Annotated in this window: 16 protein-coding genes; 11 read left to right on the forward strand and 5 right to left on the reverse strand. The window is 74.7% G+C overall.

Going from position 1 to position 15,363, the window contains the following annotated elements; translation table 11 throughout:
* The first annotated feature begins 13 nt into the window (after window positions 1-13).
* Complete coding sequence (locus tag AC5L34_RS23745) at window positions 14-421, forward strand: arsenate reductase ArsC (protein ID WP_441176956.1); 408 nt, start codon at window positions 14-16, stop codon at window positions 419-421.
* A 65-nt stretch (window positions 422-486) separates the two neighbouring features.
* Here the strand turns inward: AC5L34_RS23745 and AC5L34_RS23750 are convergent, their stop codons facing one another.
* From AC5L34_RS23750 to AC5L34_RS23760, 3 genes are read right to left on the reverse strand one after another with little or no spacing between them, the layout of a single operon-like run.
* Window positions 487-1,848 (reverse strand): MGH1-like glycoside hydrolase domain-containing protein, encoded by a 1,362-nt coding sequence (locus AC5L34_RS23750; protein ID WP_494827027.1) that lies wholly within the window; start codon window positions 1,846-1,848, stop codon window positions 487-489.
* Window positions 1,845-2,663 carry a sugar phosphate isomerase/epimerase family protein gene (locus tag AC5L34_RS23755; protein ID WP_441176958.1) on the reverse strand — a complete coding sequence of 273 codons (819 nt, stop codon included), beginning with the start codon at window positions 2,661-2,663 and terminating at the stop codon, window positions 1,845-1,847. The genes AC5L34_RS23750 and AC5L34_RS23755 overlap by 4 nt, the downstream gene beginning before the upstream one ends.
* On the reverse strand, window positions 2,663-3,700 hold the full coding sequence (locus AC5L34_RS23760; RefSeq protein ID WP_494827030.1) for a zinc-dependent alcohol dehydrogenase: 1,038 nt from the start codon (window positions 3,698-3,700) through the stop codon (window positions 2,663-2,665). The genes AC5L34_RS23755 and AC5L34_RS23760 overlap by 1 nt, the downstream gene beginning before the upstream one ends.
* Before the next feature lie 116 nt (window positions 3,701-3,816).
* Between AC5L34_RS23760 and AC5L34_RS23765 the strand changes: the two genes are divergently transcribed.
* The 5 genes from AC5L34_RS23765 (at window position 3,817) to AC5L34_RS23785 (ending at window position 8,359) form a co-directional block, all read left to right on the forward strand.
* Window positions 3,817-5,211: an ABC transporter substrate-binding protein gene (locus AC5L34_RS23765; protein ID WP_494827032.1), complete on the forward strand. Its 1,395-nt coding sequence runs from the start codon at window positions 3,817-3,819 to the stop codon at window positions 5,209-5,211.
* Window positions 5,208-6,170: a carbohydrate ABC transporter permease gene (locus tag AC5L34_RS23770; RefSeq protein WP_494827034.1), complete on the forward strand. Its 963-nt coding sequence runs from the start codon at window positions 5,208-5,210 to the stop codon at window positions 6,168-6,170. Before AC5L34_RS23765 ends, AC5L34_RS23770 begins: the two co-directional genes overlap by 4 nt.
* The gene (locus tag AC5L34_RS23775) at window positions 6,170-7,036 is read left to right on the forward strand and encodes a carbohydrate ABC transporter permease (RefSeq protein WP_441176962.1); all 867 of its coding nucleotides are present in this window, start codon (window positions 6,170-6,172) and stop codon (window positions 7,034-7,036) included. Before AC5L34_RS23770 ends, AC5L34_RS23775 begins: the two co-directional genes overlap by 1 nt.
* 50 nt (window positions 7,037-7,086) lie before the next feature.
* Window positions 7,087-7,644 carry a GNAT family N-acetyltransferase gene (locus AC5L34_RS23780; protein ID WP_494827035.1) on the forward strand — a complete coding sequence of 186 codons (558 nt, stop codon included), beginning with the start codon at window positions 7,087-7,089 and terminating at the stop codon, window positions 7,642-7,644.
* A gap of 109 nt (window positions 7,645-7,753) precedes the next feature.
* Window positions 7,754-8,359, forward strand: a complete 606-nt coding sequence (locus tag AC5L34_RS23785) for a class I SAM-dependent methyltransferase (protein ID WP_089000742.1) — start codon at window positions 7,754-7,756, stop codon at window positions 8,357-8,359.
* 37 nt (window positions 8,360-8,396) lie between these two features.
* Here AC5L34_RS23785 and eccB read toward each other — a convergent pair whose 3' ends face one another.
* Window positions 8,397-9,782, reverse strand: a complete 1,386-nt coding sequence (gene eccB, locus AC5L34_RS23790) for a type VII secretion protein EccB (RefSeq protein WP_494827037.1) — start codon at window positions 9,780-9,782, stop codon at window positions 8,397-8,399.
* A gap of 216 nt (window positions 9,783-9,998) precedes the next feature.
* On the opposite strand from eccB, the gene AC5L34_RS23795 reads away from it, so the two are divergent.
* The 4 genes from AC5L34_RS23795 (at window position 9,999) to AC5L34_RS23810 (ending at window position 13,444) form a co-directional block, all read left to right on the forward strand.
* Window positions 9,999-10,268, forward strand: a complete 270-nt coding sequence (locus AC5L34_RS23795; RefSeq protein WP_089000744.1) for a metal-sensitive transcriptional regulator — start codon at window positions 9,999-10,001, stop codon at window positions 10,266-10,268.
* Between the two features lie 136 nt (window positions 10,269-10,404).
* Entirely contained in the window at window positions 10,405-11,808 is a 1,404-nt protein-coding gene (locus AC5L34_RS23800) for an MBL fold metallo-hydrolase (RefSeq protein ID WP_494827038.1), read from the forward strand.
* Between the two features lie 152 nt (window positions 11,809-11,960).
* Window positions 11,961-12,566, forward strand: a complete 606-nt coding sequence (locus AC5L34_RS23805) for a rhodanese-like domain-containing protein (protein ID WP_441176966.1) — start codon at window positions 11,961-11,963, stop codon at window positions 12,564-12,566.
* Window positions 12,563-13,444, forward strand: coding sequence for a sulfite exporter TauE/SafE family protein (locus AC5L34_RS23810; RefSeq protein WP_363624903.1), 882 nt, complete (start codon window positions 12,563-12,565; stop codon window positions 13,442-13,444). The genes AC5L34_RS23805 and AC5L34_RS23810 overlap by 4 nt, the downstream gene beginning before the upstream one ends.
* Window positions 13,445-13,498: 54 nt before the next feature.
* On the opposite strand, the gene AC5L34_RS23815 is transcribed toward AC5L34_RS23810, so the two are convergent.
* Window positions 13,499-14,503 carry an alcohol dehydrogenase catalytic domain-containing protein gene (locus tag AC5L34_RS23815; protein WP_441177001.1) on the reverse strand — a complete coding sequence of 335 codons (1,005 nt, stop codon included), beginning with the start codon at window positions 14,501-14,503 and terminating at the stop codon, window positions 13,499-13,501.
* A 130-nt stretch (window positions 14,504-14,633) separates the two neighbouring features.
* On the opposite strand from AC5L34_RS23815, the gene AC5L34_RS23820 reads away from it, so the two are divergent.
* Entirely contained in the window at window positions 14,634-15,347 is a 714-nt protein-coding gene (locus tag AC5L34_RS23820; RefSeq protein ID WP_441176967.1) for a polyamine aminopropyltransferase, read from the forward strand.
* Window positions 15,348-15,363 lie beyond the last annotated feature (16 nt).

Below are 15,363 nucleotides of genomic sequence, written 5' to 3' on the forward strand. Positions count from 1 at the left end.
AGGAAACACCGCCGTGAGCGACAAGCCCAGTGTCCTGTTCGTCTGCGTGCACAACGCCGGCCGCTCGCAGATGGCCGCCGGCTGGCTGCGGCACCTCGCGGGCGACGCCGTCGAGGTGCGCTCCGCCGGCTCGGCGCCGGCCGGGACCGTCAACCCGGCCGCCGTCGAGGCGATGCGGGAGGTCGGCATCGACATCAGCACGCAGACGCCGACCCTGCTGGAGTACGCCACCGCCGAGTCCTCCGACGTCATCGTCACCATGGGCTGCGGCGACGCCTGCCCGGTCTTCCCCGGCAAGCGCTACGAGGACTGGCGGCTCGAAGACCCCGCCGGCAAGGGCGTCGAGGCGGTCCGGCCGATCCGCGACGAGATCCGGGCGCGGGTGCAGCGGCTGCTGCGGGAGCTGGTGCCCGCGGGCTGACCGGCGGGACGAATGGGCTCAGCCGACCGGAACGGGTCGGGCTGAGCTGACGGGGACGGGTCGGCTCAGCCGGCCGGGTCGTCGGCGAGGACGTCGAGCAGCAGCGCGGCCGTCCAGCCGAAGGCCGGCGAGCCGAGCCCGGCCCCGGTGTCCGGGTGGAAGTACTCGTGGCAGCCGGCGCCGGCCACCAGTTCGATCATCGAGTCGCGCAGGCCCGCGGCCAGGTCCGGGCGGCCGTGGCGCAGCAGTCCCCGGCGTACCAGCCAGTTGATGTTCATCCAGCTCGGCCCGCGCCAGTAGCGCAGCGGCTCGAAGTCTCCGGCGGTGCGGTCGTGGCTGGGCAGCGGGCGGTCCATCCGGGCGGCCAGCCCGAAGCGCGGCGAGCACGCCTCGGCGAGCAGCGCCGACACCTGCCGCGCGGGCAGGTCGGGCAGGACGAGCGGGGTCAGGCCGAGCACCGTACGGGCCGGCACGAGCCGGTCGGCGCGCAGGTCCCGGGGCTGGAAGGTGCCGGTCGTCGGGTCGTACAGCCGGCGCACCAGCGCCTCGGTGATCCGCGCCGCGCGTTCCCGGTGCGGGCCGGGGTCGGCGCCGGCCAACGGCGCGATCCGGGCGAGGGCGTGCTCCGCGGCGCCCATCGCGGCGTTGACCAGGGGGCACTCCACCAGGAACGGGTGCCGGGCGGCGAGGTCGTCGTCGCGGTAGCGGCGCTCGCGGTAGGACGCCACGAGCGCGACGTAGCGCGCGTAGTCGAGGTCGGTGGGGCGGTGCGCGGCGTCGGCGTGCGCGGTGTCGTGCCGGCGGTACACGCGCATGATGGCCGCGTCGGCGGGCACCGCCGCCAGCGGGGCGTCCCAGGCGGGGCTGTTGTCCAGCCCGGACTCCCACGGGTGCACGACGCAGGCCAGCCCGCCCCCGCCGACGTCCCGGCGGGTGGCGAGGTAGCGCTGCTGGGCCACCAGCCGGGGGTAGAGCCGGCGCAGCGCCGACCGCCCGGCCCCGCCGGGGGACCGCCGGTACGCCAGCCAGGCGGCGGACGCGTGCACGGGCGGCTGGATCAGCCCGGAGGTGGCGGCGGCCGGGGCGCCCTCGGCGTGCCCCGACGCCCAGAACTCCGGGCCCGGAAAGTACGAGCCGACGGGCAGCGCCGGGTTGAACACGATGTGCGGCACCCGCCCGTCGCGCCACTGGGCCCGGAACAGGCTGGTCAGCTCCCGCCAGGCGCGCTCGGGGCGCACGTGGGACCAGCCGATCGCGATGAACGCCGAGTCCCAGCTCCACTGGTGCGGGTAGAGGGTGCGCGAGGGCACCGTGTGGTCGTGCTCCCAGTTGGCCTCGAGGGTGGCGACGGCGAGACGGCGCAGTGCCCCGACGTCGCGGGCCCCGGCGTCGGCGGTGTACGCGCCGCCGGCTGTCCCGGTGCTCACGCCGCCGCCTGCCGGGGCTGGGCGTGGCGCAGCACGGCGGCGGCCTGGTGCAGGGCGCGTACGGGGTCGCCGCGCAGCCGGCACTCCAGCGCGAGCCAGCCCCGGTAGTCGATCTCCAGCAGGGTGCGCACCAGCGCCGGCCAGTCGAGGTGCCCGGTGCCGGGCTGGAACCGGTTGGAGTCGCTGACCTGCACGTGCCCGAGGTACGGCGCGGCGGCGCGCAGCGCCCGGTGCACGTCGTCCTCCTCGATGTTCATGTGGAAGGTGTCCGCCACCACCCGCACCGAGGGCAGCCCGACGGTCGCGCAGAGGGCGACGGCGTCGTCGAGCCGGTTGACCATGTGGTCCTCGTACCGGTTCAGCGGTTCCAGGAAGAGGGTGACCCCCTCGGCGCGGGCGTGCTCGCCCAGCTCGCCCAGGGCGTCGACGAGCACCTGCCGGTCGTCGGCGGGCGAGCGGGGCGGCTCGAACGGCGGCAGTCGCCGGGAGAACATCCCCCACGCGGCCGGGGTCAGCGCGCCGACGCCGCCCAGCTCGGCGATCACCGAGAGCTGGGAGCGCAGGTTGCGTACGGCGTCGCGGGAGCGCTCGGGGTCGAAGTCGCCGATGAAGTGGTCCATCTCCACGCAGACGGTGGGCATGACCACCCCGGCGGCGCGGGCCCGGCGCAGCTCGGGCAGCCGGCGGGCGAGGCCGAGGTCGCCGGCGCCGCGCAGCTCGATGGCGTCGTAGCCGAGCGCGGTGGCGAGCGCGTACTTCTGGATCAGGTCGGTGCCCGGCAGGAGCTGCTCCTGACAGGCCAGGGGAATCGTCATCAGAACCTCAGCACCACTTGGAGGACGTCTGCGTCACCGCGGTCGAGCAGCGCCAGCGCGTCGGCCACCGCGCTCGCGTCGACGACGTGGCTCACCAGCGGCAGCGGGTCGACGCTGCCCTCGGCCACCAGGTCCATGAAGGTGTGTGCGACGCGGGCCCCGGTCCACCGGCCGGCCATGCCGGGCGCCGGGGTCGGCCCGGAGACCTGGGCCGCCACCAGCTGGATCCGGTTGTGGTGGAACTCCTCACCCAGGCCGAGCCCGTCGGCCTGTCCCTGGTAGAAGCCGGCGGCCACGACGCGGCCGGCGTGGGCGGTGGAACGGATCGCCTCGTGCAGCGCCGGGTACGCCCCGGACAGTTCCAGGCAGACGTCGGCGCCCCGGCCGCCGGTGGCCCGGCGCAGCACGGCCGCGGCCGACTCGGCGCCCGCGTCGACGGCGAGCCGGGCGCCGAGCCGACCGGCGTGCGCCAGGCGGGCGGGCACCCGGTCGACGGCGACCACCCGCGCGCCGGAGAGGACGGCGAGCCGGGTGGCGAGCAGCCCGATGACGCCCTGCCCGAAGACCGCCACCCAGTCGCCCAGGTGCAGGTCGCCGGCGAGCACGGCGGTGAGTGCGATCGCCCCGGGGCGGGCGAAGACCGCCGCGAGGGGATCCAGGTGCGGGGGCAGCGGGTGCACGGTGCCGGCGGGCACGACCGCCTCGGCGCGGTGCCCCCAGATGCCCCAGACGACCTGCCCGGTCCGCCGGTCGGGCACGTCGGGCGCGACCTCGACGACCTCGCCGACCTCCTCGTAGCCGAAGCCCACCAGCGGGTACGGCACGGTGCTCTGCCGGGGCACGAACATCCGGCTGACGTCGTCCCAGTCCTTGCTCAGCCGGGGGTTGCTGCCCCGGTAGAGCGTGAGTTCCGTGCCGGCCGAGATGCCGGAGTAGCGGGTGCGGATCCGGACCTGGCCGGGGCCGAGCGGATCCGGGGGGCAGGGCTCGAGGCTGATCCGTCGGGGCCCGGCGAGTGAGACAACCCAGTTGACCATGAGTCACATCCCGGTAGCACTGGGCTCCATCGTAGGCAATAAATCGGCATATGTCTTGTAATTGATCAATCGAAGGGGTTGAATCCGTTCCATACCCTTCGAGAGGAGTGCCACCGATGTCAGCACCTCCGATGCGGATACTCGCCGCCACCCTGATCATGGCAGTCACCGGGGCCGGCCTGCTGGCCTGCGGCGAGGAAGAATCCGACAGCAACAGCAGGAAGATCACCGTGTGGAGCCTGGAGGACGTGGCCGACCGGGTCACCGCCACCAAGGCGATCATCGCGGACTTCACCGCCAGCACCGGCATCGCCGTCGACCTGGTCACCGTCAACGAGGACCAGTTCCCGTCCCTGATCGCCTCCAGCGCCGCCGCCGGCGAACTGCCCGACGTCGTCGGCTCGGTGTCGCTCGCCGGCGTCCGCACCCTCGCCGGCAACGAGCTGCTGCACTCCTCGGCGAACGCGGAGGTCGTCGAGAAGCTCGGCCGGCCGACCTTCTCGCCGCGGGCCCTGGAGCTCACCTCGGACGACGGCAGGCAGCTCGCCGTGCCCAGCGACGGCTGGGGCCAGCTGCTCGTCTACCGCAAGGACCTCTTCGCGGCCGCCGGGCTGCCCGCCCCCGACACGTACGACAGGATCGCCGCCGCCGCGACGAGACTCAACACCGGCGGCGTCGCGGGCATCACGGCCGCCACCGCCCCCGGCGACGTGTTCACCCAGCAGACCTTCGAGCACCTCGCGCTGGCCAACAACTGCCAGCTCACCGACGACTCCGGGGCCGTGAAGCTGGACTCCCCCGAGTGCGTCGAGGCGTTCCGGTTCTACGGCGAGCTGATGCGCACCAGCTCGGTCAAGGGCGCGCAGGACGTCGACACCACCCGGGCCACCTACTTCGCCGGCAAGGCGGCCATGCTGGTCTGGTCGCCGTTCATCCTCGACGAGCTGGCCGGCCTGCGAAACGACGCCAAGCCGACCTGCCCGCAGTGCCAGTCCGACCCGACGTTCCTCGCGAAGAACAGCGGCTTCGTCACCGCGATCAAGGGCCCGAACGGCACCGAACCCGCCCAGTACGGCGAGATCAGCTCATGGGCCGTGCTCGACGGCGCCGCCGCCGACCCGGCGATGTCCTTCGTGGAGCACATGCTCGGCGACGGCTACCCGCGCTGGTTCGGCATGTCCCCCGAGGGACGCTTCCCCGTCCGCAAGGGCACCCCGCAGGAGCCGGAGAAGTTCCTCACCGCCTGGAACTTTAGCCAGGCCGGGGTCGACACCAGGAAGCCGCTCGCCGAGGTCTACGGCGACGAGGTCCTCGCGGGTCTGCGCGGCAGCCCCGACACCTTCCAACGCTGGGGCCTCACCCAGGGCCAGGGCAAGCTCGTCGGCGCGATCCTCGGCGAGCTGCCGGTGCCCAAGGCCCTGAACGACGTGGTCGCCGGCAAGACCGACGCCGCCGCAGCCGCCGGACGGGCGAAGAAGGACGTGGAGGCGATCAAGGCGGGCGTCAATTGACCACCGCCCCACCGGGCACCGGCCGCTCCCCCGCCCGGGAGCGGCCGGCCCCGGCCCGCCGCCGCAGGCCACTGACCCTGCGCCGCCGCGAGTCCCGCGCCGGGCTCGCGCTGGTGGCCCCGACGCTGCTCGTCGTGGTCGCCGTGATCGGCATACCCATCGTCTGGACCGTCGTGCTGGCCTTCCAGCGGGTACGCCTGGCCACCCTGCGGCGCACCGGGCTGTTCGGCGAGTTCACGATGGACAACGTCGAGCGGGTGCTGAACACCCCGGGATTCGCCGACACGCTGTGGACCACGCTGGTCTACGCCGTGGCCAGCACCGCCGGCTCCATCGTGCTCGGCCTGGTGGCGGCGCTGGTCGTGCGCCGGCCGTTCCGGGGCCGCACCCTGGTGCGCGCGTCGATGCTGCTGCCGTACGTGGCGCCGGTGGTCGCGGTCACCTTCGTCTGGCAGGTGATGCTCGACCCGCAGCTCGGCATCGTCAACGACTGGGGCCGGCGGTTCCTCGGCTGGGACACCCCGGTGCCGTTCCTGTCCCAGGAGTCGACCGCACTGGCCACGGTCGTCGCCTTCGAGGCGTGGCGCTACTTCCCCTTCGCCTTCCTGTTCCTGCTCGCCCGGCTCCAAGCGGTCCCCGGCGAGCTGGAGGAGGCGGCCCGGGTCGACGGGGCCACGCCCAGCCAGCGGTTCCGGCACATCCTGCTGCCGCAGCTGCTGCCGGTGATCGGCCTGCTGGGCGTGCTGCGGTTCATCATGACGTTCAACAAGTTCGACGACATCTACCTGCTCACCGGCGGGGCCGCCGGCACCGAGGTGGTCAGCATCCGGGTCTACGAGTTCCTGACCGCGCGTACGGACATCGGCGCGGCGGCGGCGCAGGCGGTCGTGCTCGCCGTGGTGCTCATCGTGTTCGTGGTGGTGTACCTGCGCTTCTTCGGCGGACGGAGGGACGGCTGATGGACCGGGACCGGATCGAGACGGTGGGCCTGCGCTGGCTGCGCCGGCTGGTGATCGCCGCGTTCCTGCTGGTCACCGTCTTCCCCTTCTACTACATGCTGGTGCTTTCGGTGCGCCCCATCGAGCGGCTGCTGCTCGACCCCGGCTCGTTGGTGGTGGGCCTCGGCGAGCTGACGTTCGACACGTACGCCGAGGTGGTGAAGGCCGTCGACGACGGCGGCCAGGGTTTCCTCACCTTCATGCGCAACAGCGGTCTGGTCGCCGTCGCGGCGACGCTGCTGACGCTGGCCGTGGCGATCCCTGGCGCGTACGCGGTCGCCCGGCTGCGGTTCTTCGGCCGGCGGCAGGTCGACTTCCTGTTCCTGGCGGTCTACCTCTTCCCGTCGATCGTCATCGCCATCCCGCTCTTCGTGGTCTTCACCCGGGCCGGGCTGCGCGGCTCCCTGTTCGGTCTGGTGCTCGTCTACATCTCGCAGACGCTGCCGGTGTCGGTCTACATGCTGCGCAACTACTTCGAGACCATCCCGGTCAGCCTGGAGGAGTCGGCGGCCATCGACGGCGCCGGACGGCTCGGCATCATCCGCCGGATCAGCCTCCCCCTGGCGGCGCCGTCCATCATGGCCGTCGCCCTGTACGACTTCATGATCGCCTGGAACGAGTTCCTCTTCGCCCTGCTCTTCCTGGTCGACAAGCCGAACCGGTGGACGGTGTCGCTGGGGCTGGCGCAGCTCTCCGACGGCGTCGAGGTGCCCAAGACGGTGCTGATGGCCGGCTCGGTGATCCTCACCCTGCCCATCGTGATCCTCTTCTTCGCCAGCGAACGCCTGCTCACCGAGGGGCTCACCAGCGGCGCGGAGAAGGGCTGAGCCGGCGGGCGGGGTTGCCGCGCGGAGGGCGCCGACGGAGGATGTGCCGGGTGGATGCCTCCCCCGACGCTGTCCCGGGCACCCCGCCCGCGGCTGCCCCGCCCGCTGCCGGGCTGCGGCTGCGCGACGTGCAGCCGGGCGACCTCGACGCCTACGTACGCCTGCGCTGCGATCCCGTCGTGATGGCGGAACTCGGCGGCCCGCAGCCGCGCGAGCGGGTGTCCGCCCAGCTCCGGCGCGACCTCGAGACCGTGCGGGACGGCAGCGCCTGGATCAAGATGATCGTCCCGGCCGGCGGCACCGAGGTGGCGGGGACGGTGACGGTGTACGCCCACGGCGGCATCTCCGAGATCGGCTGGATGGTCGTGCCGGAGTTCCAGGGCAGGGGCCTGGCCGGCAGGGCCGTCCGCGCCGTGCTCGACCTGGCCCGGGCGGACGGCCGCTGGGGCCTCATCCACGCCTTCCCCGCCACGACGAACGCCGCGTCGAACGCGATCTGCCGCTCGGGCGGCTTCGCCCTCGTGGGCGAGGAGCAGACGGAGTTCGCCGGCCGCCTCTTCCGCACCAACCACTGGGTGCTCGATCCGTCGGCCCGCGTCGACGGCTAGGGCGTCGCTGTCCTGGCGGCGTTCTGGCAGGCGGACACCGTGTCGCCGGCGGAGGTCCCCGTCCGCCCCGCCGCCACGGGAGCACCGGGGGCCCGGCTACGGTGGCGGCATGGGAAACCCGACCCGTTGGGAGACCGAGACCGGTCCGGAGCACTCGCAGTGGTACATCGACCGGTTCCGCCGGCTGGCCGCCGACGGGGCCGACCTGGCCGGCGAGGCCCGGCTGCTGGACGCGATGGTCGCGCCCGGATCCCGGATCCTCGACGCCGGCTGCGGCACCGGCCGGGTGGGCGCGGCGCTGGCCGCCCGGGGCCACGCCGTGGTCGGGGTGGACGCCGACCCGGCCCTGGTCGAGGCCGCCCGCGCCGACCACCCCGGCCCGCGCTGGCTGGTCGCCGACCTGGCCGAGCTCGACCTGACGGCGGCCGGCGAGCCGGAGCCGTTCGACGCGGCGGTGCTGGCCGGCAACGTGCTGGCCTTCGTCGCCCCCGGCACCGAGCGGGAGGTGCTGCGCCGCGTCGCCGCCCACCTGCGCCCCGACGGCGTGCTGGCGGTCGGCTTCGGCACCGACCGGGGCTACCCGCTGACCGGCTTCGACGCCGACGCGGTCGCCGCCGGCCTGCGGCTGGAGCACCGCTTCGCCACGTGGGACCTGCGCCCGTGGCGCGACGACGCCGACTTCGCCGTCACCGTGCTGCGCCGCCCCGCCGACTGACCCCGGGCGGGGGGGCACGCTCAGGCCGGTGGCGCGCTCAGGCGGGGGCGGCGACGACCCGCGCGGCGGCTGGATCGAGCGTGGCGCCGGCGGGCACCATAGCCACCAGGCCGGCCGGCAGCCGCACCGGCCGCACGTCGCGGTAGCCGAGCGCGCCGAGCACGTCGCCGCCCGCGAGGACGTAGCGCCGGCCCAGGTCGGTGACCACGGAGATCGCGCCGCCGGTCGCGCCGGGCGCCGCGACCGCCTCGACCACCGCGCCCCGACCGGGCTCCACCACGACGTGGTCGGCGCGCACCCCGCCACCCGCCGCCGGGGCGGTGCGCGGCGCGGCGGCGAGGTCCGGCAGTCGTACGCCGAGCCGGACCTCGGTGACGCCGCCGTCGTCGCCCACCCGGGCGCAGAGCGCCACCCCGTCGGCGGCGGCGAGCCGGGGCGGTGCGGTCGGCGGGGCGGTCGGTCCCGTCGGGGCGAGGTCGGGCAGCTTGGGCAGCGCCGCGAACCGCCCGAGCGTGATCGGCTCCGGCTCGCCCTGGCCCGTGCGGGCGAGCAGCAGGCCGGCCTGCAACTCGGTGATGCCGGCGAGGCCGTCGCGCAGCGCGACGGCGTACTGCCGGCCGCCGCCGGAGTTGCGCACCAGGTAGACGTCGCCGATCCGCGCCCCGGACACCCGCGCGGAGCGCTCCCCCTCGTCGGGCAGGGTCAGCGGGGCGAGGTCGGCGCCAGCGGGCAGGCTGTTGAGCAGGGCCGGGGCCACCGGGACCGCTCGGGCCCGGGTCGCGGCCAGGGCGGCCAGCACCCGGTTGGGGTCACGCACCAGGTAGCGGCGCTGGTGCCAGACGAGGTGCAGCCCCCCGTCGGGATCGCGCAGCAGCAGTGCGTCCTCGCCCAGCTCCCGGCCCTCGCCGACCGGCACGCCGATCAGCAGCGCCGAGCGGGGCGCCGTCCGGTCGGCCTCGGCGGCGACGGAGCAGACCGTCCACGGCGCGGTGGACAGCCGGCTCCTGGCGGGCAGCGAGTCCGGGGCGTCGGCGATGCCCAGCGGCAGGCCGCGCGGCACCCCGTCGATGGCGCGACGGGAGACGAGCACCGTCTTCGGCCGCTCGGCACCGATGATCAGCAGGGCCGAGGCGTAGTTGAGCACCGGGTGCAGCTTCTCCTCCCGGTAGACGAACCGGGCGCCGGACTCCTTCTCCACGATCACCGCGCCCGGGTCGCGCCAGCTGCTGCCGCCCCCGGTGAAGAGGCCGTAGAGGGCGAACCCGCCCAGGCCGATGGCCGCGACCAGCACGCTGGCCAGGCCGGCGCCGGCGAGCCGCCGGAACGGTGACTGCGCCGGGTCGGTCTCCCGCATCACCAGCGCGGCGACGGCCCGCTGGACGGTGAACTGGTACGAGTGCAGCTGGTCCTGCCGCGACGGCATCGCATCCCTTCCGGTGGGGCGGTCGGGGCACAGGATAAGCGTTGCGTCGATGCCCCGAGGACCCTGCGTGGCGACGGCGCCCAGATTCCCGGTGTCGGGCCCCGGCGGTGCGACCAGGATCACCGCGCGGACGCGGACGCCTCTCGCGTGAGGGGTTAGCATGGGCACGTACGGGTACCCCCCGGGGTATGCTCGGAGAGAGCGAGGAGGCGCGCGGTGAAGCTGCGACCCGAGATGACGAGCGAGGCCCTGACCCGCCTGAAGCGGGCCCGGGGCCAGCTCAACGCGGTCATCGAGATGATGGAGACCGGCCAGGACTGCCGCGAGGCGCTGACCCAGCTCGCCGCGGTGTCGAAGGCGATCGACCGGGCCGGCTTCAAGATCATCGCCTCCGGCATGCGGCACTGCACCGCCGCCCGCGAGCGGGGCGACTCCCCGGAGATGACGGAGGAGGAGCTGGAGAAGCTCTTCCTCGCCCTCGCCTGACCACCACCGAAGGAAACGCACCGCACACGTTGCGTGACAGCGACGTGTGCGGGTAGACAGAGTGCACGCGTCAGCACACCCGACGTGTGTCCGCCGCATACCCCCCGGGGTATTTGATCCCACAAGGAGTACGGCAATGGCAGTTGAGGTGTCCGTCATCGCGACGTCCTCGCTCGGCGACCGCAGCTACCTGGCCTCCGACGGCACGGTGGCGATCGTGGTCGACCCCCAGCGCGACATCGACCGGATCCTGTACCTGGCCGGCGAGAAGGGCGTACGCGTCACCCACGTGGTGGAGACCCACATCCACAACGACTACGTCTCCGGCGGTCTGGAGCTGGCCCGGCTGACCGGTGCCCGCTACCTCGTCGCCGCGGACGACGAGGTCGACTTCGACCGGACGCCGGTCGCCGACGGCGACACCGTGCCCGTCTCCGGCGCGCTGCGGCTGCGGGTGCTCGCCACCCCGGGGCACACGTTCCACCACCTGTCGTACGTGCTCGACGAGGCCGACGACTCCGGCTGGCGCCCGGTCGGCGTCTTCACCGGCGGCTCACTGCTCTTCGGCACCACCGGGCGCACCGACCTGCTCGGCGGGCAGCACGCCCACGAACTCGCCCACCACCAGCACGCCTCGGCCCGGCGCCTGGCCGACCTGCTGCCCGACGGCGCCGAGGTGTGGCCCACCCACGGCTTCGGCAGCTTCTGCTCCGCCAGCCAGTCCGACGCGCCCGAGTCGACCATCGGCCGGGAGAAGCGGGCGAACCCCGTGCTGCGGCTCGCCGCCGACGAGTTCGTCACCGAGACCCTCGCCGGGCTCGACGCCTACCCGGCGTACTACGCCCACATGGGCGTGGCGAACCTCGCCGGCCCGGCGCCGGTGGACCTCACCCCGGTCGCCCGGGCCGACGCCGCCGAGCTGCGGGAGCGGATCGCCGCCGGCCAGTGGGTCGTCGACCTGCGCCACCGCAAGGCGTACGCCACGTCGCACCTGGCGGGCACCGTCGCCCTCGGACTCGACGGCCCGATGTCGACCTGGCTCGGCTGGCTCATCGACTGGGGCGCGCCGCTCACCCTGCTGGCGGAGACCGAGGAGCAGGTCGCCGACGCCCAGCGCGAACTGGTCCGCATCGGCATCGACCGGCCGGCCGCCCGGGCCACCGGCGACCCCGACCGCTGGTCCACCGAGCCGGGACAGCTCCGCGAGCTGCGCATGGCCGACTTTCCCGCGCTGGCCGCCGCCCGGGCCGGCGACACCCCGGCGGGGCTGCCCGCCCCGGACGTGGTGCTCGACGTCCGGATGACCAACGAGTGGACCGCCGGTCACGTCGAGGGCGCCGTGCACATCCCCCTGCCCGACCTGCCCGGACGCCTCGCCGAGGTGCCCGCCGGCACCGTCTGGGTGCACTGCGGCTCCGGGTACCGGGCCACGGCCGCCGCCTCGCTGCTGGCCAACGCGGGTCGCGAGGTCGTCGTGATCGACGACAAGTTCGGCCGGGCCGAGGCCGCCGGGGTCGCCATGAGCCCCGGCGACGCCTGACCGACCCGCACCGCCGCCCCCTTCCCTACGCGCCGGGCCGCCACCGGTCGTCCGCACGGTGTCGCGCGCTCGCCGCCGCCGAACGACGCCGATCGACGGCGGTCCGGCTCACCCTGCCCGCCCACGGGCGAGCCATCCCTGGACGAGGAGAAATGACCACTTCACCGAACGCCCTGCCCGCCACCCTCGACGCCGCCACGCTGCGCGAGCTGGTCGACTCCGGCCGCGCTCCCCGCATGCTGGACGTGCGCACCCCCGCGGAGTTCGAGACGGCCCACGTCCCCGGCGCCTACAACGTCCCGCTCGACGTGCTCAGGGAGCACCGCGAGGAGCTGCGGCGGCACCTCGACGAGACCGTGGTGCTGATCTGCCGTTCCGGTGCCCGCGCCGCCCGGGCCGGGCAGGCCCTCGCCGGCGTCGGGCTGCCCAACCTCAGGATCCTCGACGGCGGGATGACCGCGTGGCAGGCCGCCCAGGGACCGGTCCGACGGGGCACCCCCCGCTGGGAGCTGGAGCGGCAGGTCCGCCTCGTCGCCGGCTCGATCGTCCTGCTCAGCGTCCTCGGTTCGGTCTTCGTACCCGGCCTGAAGTGGGTCGCCGGCCTCATCGGCGCCGGCCTCACCTTCGCCGCCGTCACCGACACCTGCGCGCTGGGCATGCTGCTCGGCAGGCTCCCCTACAACCGGGGCGCGAGCTGCGACGTGGACACCCTCGTCGGTCGGCTCGGAGACCACCCGACGCCCCGGCCCCTGCCGTGACCGGCAGCCTCGCGCTGACCGTCGCGCTGGCCGTCCTCATCGGGGTGAGCCTCGGCCTGCTCGGCGGCGGCGGGTCCATCCTCGCCGTGCCGCTGCTGGTCTACGTGGCCGACCTGCCGGCCCGGGAGGCGATCGCCACCTCGCTGCTCGTCGTCGGGGTGACCAGCGCCGTCGGCGCGCTGCCGCACGCCCGGGCCGGCCGGGTCCGGTGGCGCACCGGCCTGCTCTTCGGGGCCGCGGGCATGGCCGGCGCGTACGGCGGCGGGCGCCTCGCCGCGTTCGTCCCGCCCGCCGTCCTGCTCGCCGGCTTCGCCGTCATGATGCTCGCCACCGCGACGGCCATGCTGCGGGGCCGGCGCGACGGCCCGGGGCGGCAGCGGCGTGAGCTGCCCGTGGCGCGGGTGCTCCTCGACGGCGTCGTGGTCGGACTGGTCACCGGGCTGGTCGGCGCGGGCGGCGGGTTCCTGGTGGTGCCGGCCCTCGCGCTGCTGGGCGGCCTGCCGATGCCGGTCGCGGTCGGCACCTCGCTCGTGGTCATCGCCATGAAGTCGTTCGCCGGGCTGGCCGGCTACCTGTCCACCGTCGACATCGACCCGGGCCTGGCCACCGCCGTCACCGCCGCGGCCGTGCTCGGCAGCCTCGCCGGCGGCCGGCTGGCCGGACGCGTCCGCGAGGACGTGCTGCGCCGGGCGTTCGGCTGGTTCGTGGCGGCGATGGGCGTGTTCGTCCTGGCCGGGCAACTGCCCGCACACCTGCGGACGGATCCCCTGCTGTGGACGCTCGGCGCGGCGGTCGCGGCGACGGCGGTCGCGATCGTCGGGGTACGCCGCCGGCGTCGACGTACCGGCCGGCCCGACCCGACGGCGGTCCGGCCGTGAGCGCCCCCGCCCGCCCCGCGCGAGGAGCAGCGGTACGCCGACGGACCGGGCCGCTCAGGGGCGCAGGATCAGCCGGATCGGGTTGCCCTGCTTGGTCTGCACCCGACGCACCGCCTCCTGGGCGTCGGCCAGCGGCAGCACGTCGCTGATCGACGCCGCCAGGTCGAGCCGCCCCTGCCGGGCCAGGGACACCAACTGCTCGACGTGCTCGCCCTCCGAGCCGTAGTGACCGAGCACCGCCTGCTGGAAGTAGTTGAACGGGCTGTCCGACGCGATCGTCACCGGCTTGTTGGCGATGCCCGCGAGCACCAGCCGGCCCCGGCGGCCCAACACGGTCAGCGCCTGCTCGCGCACGGCGGTGACGCCGGCGAAGTCGAACGCCACGTCCAGCCCCCGCCCGCCCGTCAGCTCCAGCACGGCGTCGCGGAAGGCGGCGTCGGCCGGGTCGAGCACCGCGTCGGCCCCCAGGGCCACCGCCCGCTCCCGCGCCGCCGCCAGCGGCTCCACCGCGATCACCGGGGCCGCGCCGACCAGGCGGAGCAACTGCACGGCGTGCGCGCCCAGCCCACCCACGCCCCACACCCCGACCGCCTCGCCGGGGCGGGTGCGCGCGGTGTCCGTCACCGCCGCCCAGGGGGTGGAGACCGCGTCGGGAATGACGCAGGCCTGCTCGAAGGGGAGGTCGTCCGGGATCGGCACCACCGTGCTCTCGCTGGCCACGGCGTACTCGGCCCAGCCGCCGTCGTAGTCCACGCCCCGGGTCAGCACGGTGCCGCGCCGGTCCCGCTCCCCCGCCTGGAGCAGCACCCGCTGACCGGGCTGCCAGCCCTCGACGTCGTCGCCGAACGCGTCGACGACCCCGGCCACCTCGTGCCCGAGCGTCACCACGTCGCCGGGCAGGTACAGCGGCGTGAGGGTGCCGTCGATCAGGTGCACGTCCGAGAGGCAGACCCCAGCCGCCTCGACCCTGATCCGCACCTGCCCGTCCCGCGGTTCGGGCACCGGCACCGGCTCCATCCGCAACGCCCGCTCCGCCAGGTGCAGCCGTCCGGCCAGCATGTCCGCCACCGCGCCCTCCCTGTCCGGCCCCCGTCGGCGGCCCTCGACGGGCACGCATACCCGCCCGCGCGGCAGGAATGCGCGTGCCGACCGCCGGGACCCGAGGTGCCGGCGGGTAGCATCCGGGCCCGTGGGCGTGCGATTCGAGGAACTGGCCTGGCGGGAGACCCCGATCGGCCTCATCAGCCTGCGTCGGCGCCGCGACCCGCAGCTCGACGTCGAGGTGTACGAGGTCAAGCTCGACGACGAGTTCCTGATGTCGAGCCTCTTCCCCGTGGCGGAGATCGAACTGGCCCGGCTGGGCCTGGCCCCCCTGTCCGGGCAGGGCCTCGACGTGGTCGTCGGCGGCCTCGGCCTCGGCTACACCGCCCGCACCGCGCTCTCCGACGAGCGGGTCGGCTCGCTGCTGGTGGTGGAGGCGATCGAGGACGTCATCGACTGGCACCGGCGCGAACTGCTCCCCTTCGCCGCCGGGCTGGCCGCCGATCCCCGTACCCGGTTCGTGCGGGCCGACTTCTTCGCCGCGGTCGCCGACGGCAGCGGGTTCGACCCGCGGGAGCCGGGGCGGCGGTTCCACGCCGTGCTGCTCGACGTGGACCACTCGCCGCGCAACGTGCTGCACCCGAGCCACGCCAGCTTCTACACGCCCGACGGCCTGCGCCGGCTCGCCGCCCACCTGCACCCGGACGGGGTGTTCGCCCTCTGGTCGGACGACCCGCCGGATCCCGACTTCGAGGCGACGCTGAGCGAGGTGTTCCGCACCGCGCGGGCGCACGTCGTCCCGTTCGCCAACCCGCTGACCGGCGGGCGCTCGGCCAACACCGTCTACGTCGCCCAGCGCTGACGGGGCCGCCCGTCGA

The sequence above is a fragment of the Micromonospora sp. ZG13 genome, from assembly GCF_059359355.1.

Excerpts from the sequence above, each read along its gene's own strand:
- eccB (WP_494827037.1), bottom strand. The coding sequence starts at position 9,782 with ATGCCGTCGCGGCAGGACCAGCTGCACTCGTACCAGTTCACCGTCCAG.
- AC5L34_RS23775 (WP_441176962.1), top strand. The coding sequence starts at position 6,170 with ATGGACCGGGACCGGATCGAGACGGTGGGCCTGCGCTGGCTGCGCCGG.
- AC5L34_RS23800 (WP_494827038.1), top strand. The coding sequence starts at position 10,405 with ATGGCAGTTGAGGTGTCCGTCATCGCGACGTCCTCGCTCGGCGACCGC.
- AC5L34_RS23760 (WP_494827030.1), bottom strand. The coding sequence starts at position 3,700 with ATGGTCAACTGGGTTGTCTCACTCGCCGGGCCCCGACGGATCAGCCTC.
- AC5L34_RS23815 (WP_441177001.1), bottom strand. The coding sequence starts at position 14,503 with ATGCTGGCCGGACGGCTGCACCTGGCGGAGCGGGCGTTGCGGATGGAG.
- AC5L34_RS23765 (WP_494827032.1), top strand. The coding sequence starts at position 3,817 with ATGTCAGCACCTCCGATGCGGATACTCGCCGCCACCCTGATCATGGCA.
- AC5L34_RS23805 (WP_441176966.1), top strand. The coding sequence starts at position 11,961 with ATGACCACTTCACCGAACGCCCTGCCCGCCACCCTCGACGCCGCCACG.
- AC5L34_RS23755 (WP_441176958.1), bottom strand. The coding sequence starts at position 2,663 with ATGACGATTCCCCTGGCCTGTCAGGAGCAGCTCCTGCCGGGCACCGAC.
- AC5L34_RS23785 (WP_089000742.1), top strand. The coding sequence starts at position 7,754 with ATGGGAAACCCGACCCGTTGGGAGACCGAGACCGGTCCGGAGCACTCG.